The following is a 12,079-nucleotide window of genomic DNA, read 5'->3' as shown; positions in this document are numbered from 1 at the left end:
GGCGCTTTTCGACGAGCTGCCGATACGTCCGTGTTCAGCCGCAGGAACGCGGCCGCATGTCGCGGTTCCTGTGGCCCACGCGCCATCCGAAAGGGCCAGAACGACCGATGGTATCGAGGAAGACCCGCGAGCCGCTGCAGGAGCGCGAAGGTCAGGTCTCGGCGGAGGCGCGCTCGGCGAGGCGTTTGCGCTCAGCGGCCACAACTTCCCGGACGAGTTCAGCCTCGGTCAGGTCCACCGCTTCGGGAGTGGAATCAGCCATTTCGCTGACCCGGGCAAAGTCGTTGAACAGCCGCTTCTTTCCGGCCAGCAGCTCGACGATCCGTTGATCGACACTGTCCTCTGACAGCAATCGGTGGACCTGCACCGAGTGCACCTGTCCCATCCGGTGCGCGCGGGCTATGGCTTGGGCCTCGGTCGTAGGCTTGAGCTGAGGCTCACAGAGGACGACAACGGATGCGGACTGGATGTTGAGCCCAACGCCGCCGGCCACGATCTGGGCAACCAGAACAGCGCCGTGCTTGGCCGACGAGAACCTGTCGACCATCTGCTGACGTTGGCTCGCTGGCACCGACCCTGTCAGTGGCCCGAACACTGGCCCCGGCAGCGACCGGGCAACCAGGTCGAGTACTTCCCTGAAGTGCGAGAACACAATGACCCGCCGCTCGTTCTCCTCCGCCTCGCGGACGATCTCGATCAGCCGTTGCACTTTCTGGGACTGGGGTCCTCGGAGCATGGCCGCCTGACGCATCTCCATGAAGTTCCCACGCTCGACGGCTGCGCGGTAGCGGGAAACATCCGCTACGGACATGGGCAGCCATTCCTCGATCTCGATGAGTTCCGGGAGTTCAGTCAGCACGTCCTCCTGGTTTCGGCGGAGGTATGCCGGCGCGATCTGCCGACGGAACGTCCTCGGCGAGAGATCCGTGGCATCGACGGTGATGTCAGGGCGCACGTAGGACGCCAGATTGCGGAACTCGTCGACTCTGTTCTCCAGCGGTGTGCCGGTGAGGAGGATGGCGCGGTCTGAGCGCGTGATGAGGTCGTTGGTTCTGATCGTTCGTAGCGCCTGTGGATTCTTGATGTAGTGGGCTTCGTCGACCACGACGCACGGCAGATCGCGGAGCTCCTTCAGGGCTGGCTCCCACCACGCCAGGGTTTCGTACGTCGTGATGGCGACCCCGCCATCACGCATCCATGTCCGGGCTGCGCGGTCGCGTTCCGGTCCGTGGACCCGATGCGCTCGCAGCTTCGACTTACCGGTCACCTCTCGCACCCAGTTGGTCACCACGGCGGCCGGGCACACCACCAAAAAGTGGGTCTCACCCCGGCTACGCAGGTGGGCGAGGACGGCGATGGCCTCGACGGTCTTGCCCAGGCCCATCTCGTCTCCGATGATGACCTTGCGTTGCACGAGGGCGAAGCGGGCCGCGAAGCTCTGATACCCGCGTAGTGATGCGGTCAGGTGTTCACCACTGAGCGCCTGGTCGCGCACCGCCTTAATGATCTCTTCTGGGAGATCTCCGTGCACCTTGTTCTCGTCCTCGGTGATAAAACCGAGCTCGGAGAGCATGGCGAAGTAGTCGGCGGGTCGTGCGAGGAAGTCGTCCCACGGGTCCGCACCGGCGCTCTTCATGCCGGACGTGGAGGAGGCGCCGAGCAACTCGGCTCGCCGTTTGACGATCTGGATGCTCTCGCGGAGTGCTGAAGGTGCGAGCATTCTGGTCGGAATCACGAGAAGGTGACTTGTCTCGCCTCTGATGGCTGTCCGCAACGGTGCGAGCTCGGCTGCACGTTCAAGGTCGGCTGACGCACCTCGGGTCTGACGACAGGCGTCCCATTCAGCGAGGCGGCGCAGCAGAAGGGTGGTCTCTGGACGGCGGCTGTTGATGTCGATGCGGACGGGCATCTCGTCGTACGTCGTCTGCCAGAGCGTCTGCGCCGCTCCGAGCATGCGCCGTGCTGAGGTCTCCCCGACGCCTGGAAGTGTCTGTAGGGACATGCCTATGTTCAGCACCTCCTGCACGCTGCTGATCTGCGCCTCGGAAAGCGCTCCCAGTCGGAGACGGTCGCGAGTGGCCGTCTTCAACGTCTCCACGGGCATCCCTTGCAGGATCCGCTGGACCTCGGCGCGTCGAACCCTTTCGCCCGCGTCGCGCGCAGCCGAGCGGTACGAGGCTTCGCTCGCGACAACCTTGGCGATGACAGCCAGCGCCTCAGGCAGGCCTTCGACGACCGATCGATCAAATACTTCGGGCTTTGGATCGGTCCGCCCGGAGATGAGGCCGAAGCGAAGGGCCGGGTCGAGCAGTGAATCGAATCCGAGTCGTGCCGGGCCGGACGCAGCGAAGACGGCGAGTTGCTCCACACGCGCGGGGGCGTTGGCCTTCATGAGCGCCGCATGCTGATGACGCAGGAACTCGCCCGCGGCGTCCGCCGACTGCTTCCTCGCCGATCCGGTGAAGAATCGACGCATACTGAGCAAGGGGTCGACGTCGGCGACAGCCCGCGGTACGTCCCCGGTAAGCAGTCGCAGCAAGGCACGGTCGTCGGCCGTCAGCCTAGGGAGGTTCGCGCGCTCCCACAGATGCCTGACGACGCCTGTGTCGCTCATCTCGAGTGGAACCACGTCCCATGTGGCCTCGCCCACCCGTGAGATACCAACGCTGCGTAACCGAAGATCTCGTTCGCTCTTGCTGGCGGCGTCCTGGACAGCATGGTGCCAGGCACTCACCTCGGCGGCTCGTTGACCCCACTGCTTAAAGTCCGCGACAAGGCGACGGATCTGCGTGCGTTCTGTTTTATTCATGCCTCGCCACAGGAATGATCGATGGGTTAGCGTAAGCGATGGTAAAGCACCCACCCGCGACAGGGAATGGAACCTTCCAAGGACGTAATGGGTGTCAACGTCCTACTTGTCAGTAATGTCGGTGCTCCTCGAAAAATCTGCAGGCTGGCGATCTGGAGGTAGCCGGTGAGGCTTGAGGATCTCTCGTCCGGCTCCCGGGTGGTCGGGGTAGTACCCGGCGAGACGGTCTCGGTGGTCGCCGCGCAGTGGCACGGCTCCGATGCCTTGGAGCTGACCTACAAGACCCTCAACGGGGGACTGGGCCAGCAGGTGCTCTTCCGAGCCGACGAGGCCAAGCTGAGTTTCTCTGATACAGGCAGCCGACCGTTCGACGCTGACGCCAAGGAATTCCGGCTGGTCGCCGAGGCACAGCGGATCTCCTTGGCCGGGCTGTTCGACCCAATGCTTGCAGTGGCCACCAGCGACGTGCAGCCGCTGCCCCACCAGATCCGCGCTGTGTACGGCGAAATGCTCGACCGCACGCCGCTGCGCTTCCTCCTAGCGGACGACCCTGGCGCCGGCAAGACGATCATGGCTGGCCTGTACATCAAGGAGCTCCTGCTTCGCGACGACGTGAAGCGCTGCCTGATCGTGGCCCCCGGGGGGTTGGTCGAACAATGGCAGGACGAGCTCTTCTTCAAGTTTGGCCTGCGCTTCGACATTCTTACCCCGGCCATGGTGGACGCCGCGTTCGGGGTAAGTGTGTTTGAGCACTACCCGCTGGTCATCGCACGGATGGATCAGCTAGCGCGCAACGAGGAGCTGGCTGCCCAGCTCCACGATGCCGAGTTCGACCTCGTCATCGTGGACGAGGCCCACCGGATGGGCGCGCACTACTTCGGTGGCAAGCTGAACAAGACCCGACGCTTCCAGCTCGGCGAGAGCCTGCGCGACCGCACCCGTCACCTGCTGCTGATGACTGCCACCCCACACGCGGGCAAGGAAGAGGACTTCCAGCTCTTTCTCACCCTGCTCGAGCGCGACGGCTTCGAGGGCAAGTTCAAGGCCGGCGTACACAACGCGGACACCACCGGGCTCATGCGACGCATAGTCAAGGAGGACCTGCTCACCTTCGAGGGCAAGCCGCTCTTCCCTGAACGCATCGCCCAGACCGTGCCATATGAGCTCACCGCGGACGAGCAGGACCTCTACGAGCGCGTCACCGAGTACGTGCGCGAGGGGATGAACCGGGCCGCGCGGCTGGACGACAAGCGCCGCAACACCGTCGGCTTCGCGCTCACGGTGCTCCAGAGACGCCTGGCCTCCAGCCCTGAAGCGATCTATCAGTCCTTGGTCAGACGCGCGGAACGACTCAAGCGCCGCCGCGACGACCTGATCCAGGGTCGTGGTGTCGCCGACGAGCCCACCCCGATTGACCTGGGCGACTGGGACGACGACGAACGCAGCGCCGAAGAAGTCGAGGAGGTCGAGGAGGAATTGCTGGACGCCGCCACCACAGCCCGCACCATTGAGGAGCTCAATACCGAGCTGGCCGACCTCGACCAGCTCATCCACGTCGCCCGCCAGGTCCGCAATCTCGATACCGACCGCAAGTGGGTCGAGCTGCGCAAAATCGTGGAGGACAACGACCTCATCCACCCCGGCGCCGAGAAACCACGCAAACTGATCATCTTCACTGAGCACCGCGACACCCTCGACTACCTGGCCCGCAAGATCCGCGCGATCTTCGGCAAACCCGACACGGTACAGACCATTCACGGCGGTGTACGGCGTGCCGACCGACGTACCGTCACCGAGGAGTTCACCAAGAACCCGGCCTGCCAGGTGCTCCTGGCCACAGACGCAGCCGGCGAGGGGCTCAACCTCCAGGCCGCCCACCTGATGGTCAACTACGACCTTCCGTGGAACCCCAACCGCATCGAGCAGCGCTTCGGCCGCGTCCACCGCATAGGCCAGACCGAGGTGTGCCGCTTGTGGAACCTCGTGGCCGCGAATACCCGCGAGGGCGAAGTGTTCACTCGGCTGCTGCAGAAGGTCGAGGAGCAGCGCAAGGCCTACGGCGGCAAGGTCTTCGACGTACTGGGATCGGCCTTTGACGAGACGCCTCTGCGCGAGCTGCTGATCGAGGCCATCCGATACGGCGACCTCCCCGAGACCAGGGCCAAGATGGAGCAGGTCATCGACGACTCAGTCGCCCACGGTCTCAAGGAGCTCATCGAAGAACGCGCACTCACCCACGACGCCATGTCGGACGCCGACCTGACACAGATGCAGCGGCTCATGGAGGAGGCACGCGCCCGCCGGCTACAGCCGCACTACATCGAGTCGGCCTTCCGCCTCGCCTTCGAGCGCCTCGGTGGCCGACTCACGAGACGTGAGCGCGGCCGCTACGAGATCACCCACATCCCCGCGACCATCCGCGCCGTCACCAAGTACGGCCCCGTCGCCACCCGCTACGAGCGAGTCACGTTTGAGCTGGACCGCATCGACGTCGCCGACAAGGCACGTGCCGACCTGCTCGCCCCTGGGCATCCGCTCCACGATGCCGTTGCCGACCTCACCATCGCCAAGCTCAGACCCGTCCTCGAGCGCGGCACCGTCCTGGTCTCCCCGGAGATCGAGGAGCCGAGCCTGTTGGTCGGTGTCGTAGAGGAGATTGTCGACGGCACCGGGGAGTCGATCGCCCGGCGTTTCGGCTACGCCTACGTCAGTGCCACCGGCCAAGTCACACCCACCGGCCCTGCACCATACCTCGACTGCGAGGCGGCCCCGCACACTCCTGCCGTGGCCGCAGCCACGAAACTGGCCTGGCTCGGTGAGGCAGAGTCTCAGGCCCGGACATGGATCATCGGCCACCAGCTCAAGGAATACCTCGCCGAGGTCTTACCCCGCCGGCTCGCGGAGGTCGAACGGACCCGGACGCGGGTAGAGCAGCGGCTGGCCCACGAGTCGAATCGGCTCATCAGCGAGGCAATCGCAGCCCGGGAAAAGGAGCAGACCGGCACCAAGCCGAAGGAAAGCTCCGACAGTCTCATGCGCAAGGCACAGGACCTCCAGACCCGCCGGGAGACCCGTTTGGCGTTACTGGACCAGCAGGCCCAGCTCGCCACCAAACCGCCCCGCATCATGACCGCCGCGCTCGTGCTGCCGCTGGCCATGGTCGATACCGAGATCGCAGCGGACGCCCCCATCCAGGCCAAGGAGACCAAGGCCGTCGAGCGGCGCGGCGTTGACCTGGTGCTGGCCGCCGAGCGTGCTCTCGGTCGGAAGCCACAGAAGCAAGCGTTCTACAACCCCGGTTACGACGTCCTGTCCATCCCCTCCGACGACGGCCCCTCGATCCGCATCGAGGTCAAAGCACGTCTGGAGGGAGCCGAGGACTTCTACGTCACCTACAACGAGATCGTCACCGGAAGGAACTCCGTCCCCCACTACCGGCTCGCCCTGGTCACCGTCAGCAAGGCAGGCCCTGAGCACGACCAGGTGCGGTACGTAGCCGATCCTTTCGTCGGCATCGACTTCGGCGACCTCGCTGCGACCGGCATCCGCGCCAGCTGGTCGAAGACCTGGACCGCCGGCATCGCGCCCTTCTGATTCACACAACTAAAGGAAAGTTGATGAAGCGCAAGCTGATCGGGGCAGCTCTCCCGCCGCTGGGGACGATCAACCGCGAGTCGGCTCAGGAGAAGTCAATCCGCCATGGCCACGCCACTACCGGAGTAACCCGGCCCCTGCTCAGGACACGCCGGTGGAGCGAATGGACCGCGACGGGGTCCCGACCAGCCCCACCGGCAAGGTGATGTTGATCAAGCGGCCAAGTGCGTACCGGCGGCCGGTGCATTTCTGCCGACCGCGCAGAGCCGTCGGGACAGCGCTGTTGACCCGGACCTGATGAAGAAGCTCGCGTTCCTACTGTTCGCCATCGCGGTGAGTTGGCCAAGAACGCGATCAGCTTCACTATCGTTGCGCAACTTGGGGCGACGTGGTCAACGCTTCCAAGACTGCCCCGGTCCAAGGTCTACAGGGCAAGTTCGATTAGAGCGGAGGACAATTCTGATGGGGTTCCAGACGCCGCTCTACAAGCTGGCCGACTACCTGAAGTGGACCACCAACGGGGAGATCCAGCTGCCTGACTTCCAGCGCGGCTACAAGTGGGAGGAGGAGCGGATCCGTCAGCTGCTCGTCACGGTCCTACAGCGCCATCCCATGGGGGTGGTGATGCTGCTCAAGACCGGCAACGACCAGATCCGCTTCAAGCCGCGTCCGATCGAAGGTGTGGTGCTTGCCAGCGGTACCGAGCCGGAATCCTTGCTCCTGGACGGGCAGCAGCGACTGACGTCGCTGACCCAGGCGCTGACCGGGGACGGCGTGGTGTCCACCAAGGACAGCCGCGGCAAGCTCATGGACCGGCGGTACTACGTCGATATCAAGCTCGCTCTCCAGGGCACGGACCGCATGGACGAGGCCGTCATCTCAGTTCCTGGTGACGGCGTGATCCGCACCAACTTCGGTAAGGACATCGTGCTCGATCTCTCCGATGAGGACAAGGAGAGAGCTGCTGGCTACTTCCCGTTCCGCCTGCTGTATGACCCGTTGCAGGCCGCAACGTGGCTCACCAAGCTGTTCGACATCTCGCTGATGCCGGAGTTCATGGCGAAGGTCCTAGGTCCAGCGGCGACGTACGATATCCCGGCGATCGAGCTGGACAAGGAGACGAGCAAGTCGGCTGTCGCCACCGTCTTCGAGAAGGTCAACACCGGTGGTCTGACCCTCAACGTGTTCGAGCTCCTCACCGCAACCTTCGCCGGCGACAAGGACTACTTTGACCAGCACGGCGAGGACTTCCGTCTCAACGAAGACTGGCTGAAGACCCAGGAGGTCTTCGCTACGCACCCGCTGTTGCATGCAGTGGAGAACACTGACTTCCTGCAAGCGGTCGCGATGCTTGCCACGCTCAAGCGTAACCAGGCCGACACCTCAGAGCGGCCCCCAGCGGTGTCGGCCAAGCGTGAGGACGTCCTCAAGCTCCAGCTGAGTGAGTACCTGGAATGGGTGCAGCCACTGCGCGCGGGCTTTCTGTGGGCGGCTACCTTCCTTGCGGACCTGCACATCTTCGACCAGCGCTCGGTGCCCTATGCCAAGCAGCTGGTGCCGATGGCGACGCTGCGGGTAGTGCTGGGCGACGACATAGATCTCCATGGGGTCCGTAACCGGATCAATCAGTGGTACTGGTGCGGCGTCCTGGGCGAGCTCTACGGCAGCGCCAACGAGACCCGGTTTGTCCGCGACCTCGAGCAGGTGCCGGACTGGGCACGCGGCAAGGACGGCGCCACGGTGCCGCGGACCATCCAGGACGCGGCGTTCGTGGAGTCCCGACTGCACTCGCTGCGGACACGCGGAGCAGCGGCCTACAAGGGAATCCATGCACTCGTCATCGCGGACAACGCGGCAGACTGGATGTACGACAAGACCTTCGACAAGGTCCAATACGTCGACATGAACGTCGACATCCACCACATCTTCCCGTACAAGTGGTGCCTCGACCACGGCATCGACGACGAGCGCCGCGAGAGCATCGTCAACAAGACGCCGCTGTCCGCAGCCACCAATCGCAAGATCGGCGGCGTTGCACCGTCGAAGTACATGACCGCCATCGAGAAGGCCGCAGGCATCCCTTCCGACCGGCTGGATGCCCTGGTCTCATCGCACCGATGTGATCCGAGTGCGATGCGTGCGGACGACTTCGACACCTTCTTCGTGGCGCGACGCGAGGCTCTGGTCAAGCTGGTGGAGAAGGCCATGGGCAAGACCGTCCAACGCGACGCTTCCGAGGGTGAGATGCAGGAGTCTGCTGACCAGTTCGACGCTGGCGACGACGCCATCATCCCGGACGAGGAGGAGCCTTATGGCGACGAGCAACCGTGATTGCATCGAGGAGATATTCGAGGTCACTGTGGCGCGACGTCAACACGAGTCCGGCCGATTCCAGGGGCGACCGCGAGCAACGCGCGGGCCTGCTCCGGGACGCAACTTTGCGAGACTCGATGGTACCCGCGCAACCGGCGGCTGACGTCGCCGGACTCTGCCAGGGGACGGTCCTAAAATCTCGCTATGGACCTTCAGGATGTGGGTAGCTCGGCCAAATTCCTCATCCATGACCGGGACGCCAAGTTCACCGCGGCCTTCGACGCGGTGATGACCGACGCCGGAATACGCATCGCCAAGCAGTAGCAAGGCCCGAATGGAGGCGCGGGTGGACGGCCGGCCGTGGCTATGGCGCTTGCAGGTCCAACCCGCCATACCAGATCGGCGTGCCAGCACAGCAGCATGCCCCATGTCACGAACAACCGCCGACGACCGGCCGGAAACAGCCGCGCCAGCGCGCTGATCACCGCCCGACCCTTCCACGACGGCCGAGGCATTGCCACCTGCCGACGCAACACCGCGAGCTGATAATGCAGGACCAAAATCTCCTCATACAGGGTTCGTGTTCCGTTTGCCCGCGCCAGGATGACACCCGTGGCAGGCCGATCGAGCCTTTGCTCGCGTCGAGTTAGTCACGAGACACGAGCACCCCGGTTTCGGGACGACGGCCGCCTCAGCCGGTCCGCCGTTCAAGTTCCTCTGTCATCTCCGCAAGGTCGCTCCAATCGACCAGGTCGAAGGACTTCTTCAAGAGCCAGAGGAGCCGTTGTTGGAGTACAGGTTCCTCGCTAATCCGGCCGGTGGCCGCCAGCAGAATGTGAGCTAGCCGTTCGACGTCGTCCTTGGAACTGTGGACTTCGGCGACGAGGGGGCGTACGTGCCGATCGAAGGTCTCCCAGGAAAGGTCGGGGTTCGGTTGGCTGAGGTGCTGCCTGAGCCACCAAAGGCTGGCTCGCGTGATATTCGACAGGTGGTCCTCACTCAAGGAAATGACGGCGTCGTCGGCGAGGACCGTTTCGAGACGGCCTGCCCTGCGTGCGTCCGAGAACCGCTCAGAGCGTACGAGATCCGGCTCAGACATGGAAACATACATGCGAGCCCGGAACTCTATATCCCCATAGGCAGGTGTTGGTTTCCAGCCTGCAAGCTTCATGGTCAGCTGCTGCTCAGCTTCGAACGCTTCTTCAGGGAATAACGTCTCAGTAACGTTCCGAGACGCTGCTTTCGTACCAGCAAGTGCAGCGGCGCGTGCCGCGTCGGCATTCGGGTGCTGCGGACGCTCCGGGTCGTGATCTCTTCGCGGAAAGGGCCGATACCAGACCCGCCCCCGTCCCTCAAAGGCGATGCCGGGCACAGTGGTCGGTAGGGTCATCGTTACCTTGACTGACCGTACTCGCCTCAGCTTTGCCTCATGCCTCTTCAGCAACGAAGCCCTCTTCCCTGCCGAGCAAGGATTCCGCGCTGTTGGACAGGTCAGTCGCAGCCGGCGCCTCAGCGGAGTGCTTAGGTCCCCAGATCAGGCGCCTCAGCATTGTGTCGCCGAACCTGTCGGTCTGGTCCGGGTCGTTCTTGGTGAGTGCCTCGAGGAAATCGAGGTTCATGTCCTGCTTGATAACGGTGGTGAACAGCTCGTCGACAGGCTCCTTCGGTATCAGGGCCTGCTTTACGGCTTCTCTCCAGAACAGCGCAGCACCGATGGCGGCCGTCCGGGTCTCAGCGCGGTTGTGAGCCTTCCGGAACGCGTCTGCCAGAGTCGCGAGACGCTCCGGGGACTCGAGATCTCGGCCGCCTTCACCACAGAGCACGACGAGCCCCTGGCCGGAGTTGGCGAGGCAGAGGAACGCTACGATGCCCGCGCGCTCGAGTTCGACCTTGCCGAGCCACTTGCGGATCGTCGTCAGCACCAGGGCCCGATGCTTGGAAGCCCCAAGAGCGGTGAAAGCGTCCACGAGGGCGGGGCTGACAGGGTCTGGGGACTTTAGCGCGGCCCGCCCCAGCCGGGTGAGCGCCAAGTTCGGGCTGGCCATCCCGAACTGGCCGCCACAGACTGCGGCGACGACGTCGACCTTCTCCTGCGACGGCTTGGCCGCGAGCCAGGTGTACAGGCGACCGCGTACGTATGCACCGAGCACAGGATCAAGCGAAGCCTTCATCAGTTCCTCGACGAGGAGCTCCGGCCGCTTACCGGATAGCTGTTCGAAGAGCTCCTGCACGAGGGAGCGGTCGTTCAGGCGGACCGCGAGCTCCATGAGCGAACTGACCACCCGCCTGGCATCGTCAGCATCGAGCTTCTGGACAATGTCGAGCGCCCAGGTTCGCAGCGTCTTCCGCTGATTCGGAAACTGATTCCACAGGTGGAGCCGGACCGCAGCGGCGAGGCCGTGAGACTGGGGATCCACCCTCACACCGCCGTCCACCTCGACGAGCTCGGCTGAGTCGAGCCGCTCGGAGGTGAAGGCGTCGGAGAAGATGTCGACGAGCGAACGAGTCTGGCCGATCTCCTGACGGAATGCCTCGGACATGGCGAGTACAGAATCCCGTCGGCCGCCATCACACATGGCCGCAGACCAGAGAAGAGTGCGGGCCCCAAGGTCAGAAGGGCAGACGGTCTTGAACCAGTCCCGCCAGCCGCGGAACTCCTCCGCGATCTGCTTGCCCGGGGTGTCCGGTTTCGCGGTGCGAAGGATATCCGTCAGGCGGAGCACTTCTCTGGCGCGTGGGGACGACTCCCAGATCTCGACGAGTGCTTCGTCCACCAGCCGGAAGGACAGGTGGCCCGCACCAGTGCGCTGCAGGATGCTCTCGGCGAGCTCTTTGCCTGGTGGAGTGGCCAGACGCACGATCCGCGCGCCGAGCTTGCCCAGCCACTGCTCCTTTACCTTGGCCTCGCAGGTGAGCACGACGAGCCTCGCGCCTCCGTCCACAGCCCAAGAGAGCAGCTCTGCACCGAAGTCGGCGGACGGGCACTTGTCGTACTCCGACATGTCGAGGACATAGCCGTGTCCCTGTGCTGCGGCGGGGAGAAGCTGCTTGCGTGGCTGCTCCCAGTTGGTCTGCAACCGGACGACCCGGTTGGTACCGCACTGCTCGCGGAGTCTGCGCAGGGCCGCGGTTCCCCGTCCTGTGCCGGGCGCGCCAACAATGACGAGGACACCGGGGTCGGAGACGATCACTTCGCTCCTCTTCCAGTCGTCGCTCTCTGGGTGGACGAAGAGGCCGTCGGCGGTGGGTCGCAGCTCCTCACCGCTAACAGGAACGGGCTCGACCGACTCGTCGCCCATGATGAAGGTCATGTTCTGTCCGAACCAGGTCGGGCCTTGGAACGTAGTCTCGGGAATGCTCATG

Annotated in this window: 5 protein-coding genes; 2 read left to right on the top strand and 3 right to left on the bottom strand. The window is 64.3% G+C overall.

The window, feature by feature from the left end; all coding sequences use genetic code 11:
* Positions 1-151 precede the first annotated feature (151 nt).
* On the bottom strand, positions 152-2,809 hold the full coding sequence (locus ACFKCF_RS50110; RefSeq protein WP_394502939.1) for a DEAD/DEAH box helicase: 2,658 nt from the start codon (positions 2,807-2,809) through the stop codon (positions 152-154).
* Between the two features lie 165 nt (positions 2,810-2,974).
* Here ACFKCF_RS50110 and ACFKCF_RS50105 point away from each other — a divergent pair, with 165 nt between their 5' ends.
* Positions 2,975-6,403 (top strand): helicase-related protein, encoded by a 3,429-nt coding sequence (locus ACFKCF_RS50105; protein ID WP_394502937.1) that lies wholly within the window; start codon positions 2,975-2,977, stop codon positions 6,401-6,403.
* A 462-nt stretch (positions 6,404-6,865) separates the two neighbouring features.
* Complete coding sequence (locus ACFKCF_RS50100) at positions 6,866-8,734, top strand: DUF262 domain-containing protein (RefSeq protein ID WP_394502935.1); 1,869 nt, start codon at positions 6,866-6,868, stop codon at positions 8,732-8,734.
* A 673-nt stretch (positions 8,735-9,407) separates the two neighbouring features.
* Here the strand turns inward: ACFKCF_RS50100 and ACFKCF_RS50095 are convergent.
* Positions 9,408-10,106, bottom strand: a complete 699-nt coding sequence (locus ACFKCF_RS50095; protein ID WP_394502933.1) for a hypothetical protein — start codon at positions 10,104-10,106, stop codon at positions 9,408-9,410.
* A gap of 37 nt (positions 10,107-10,143) precedes the next feature.
* Entirely contained in the window at positions 10,144-12,078 is a 1,935-nt protein-coding gene (locus ACFKCF_RS50090) for a hypothetical protein (protein WP_394502931.1), read from the bottom strand.
* Position 12,079 lies beyond the last annotated feature (1 nt).

It is taken from the genome of Nonomuraea sp. JJY05 (genome assembly GCF_043496855.1).
Classification (GTDB): domain Bacteria; phylum Actinomycetota; class Actinomycetes; order Streptosporangiales; family Streptosporangiaceae; genus Nonomuraea.
This window is presented reverse-complemented; position numbering and strand designations above follow the sequence as displayed.

What these genes read in the sequence shown, in the direction of transcription:
- ACFKCF_RS50110 (WP_394502939.1), bottom strand. Translation starts at nt 2,809, where the DNA reads ATGAATAAAACAGAACGCACGCAGATCCGTCGCCTTGTCGCGGACTTT.
- ACFKCF_RS50100 (WP_394502935.1), top strand. Translation starts at nt 6,866, where the DNA reads ATGGGGTTCCAGACGCCGCTCTACAAGCTGGCCGACTACCTGAAGTGG.
- ACFKCF_RS50095 (WP_394502933.1), bottom strand. Translation starts at nt 10,106, where the DNA reads ATGACCCTACCGACCACTGTGCCCGGCATCGCCTTTGAGGGACGGGGG.
- ACFKCF_RS50090 (WP_394502931.1), bottom strand. Translation starts at nt 12,078, where the DNA reads ATGAGCATTCCCGAGACTACGTTCCAAGGCCCGACCTGGTTCGGACAG.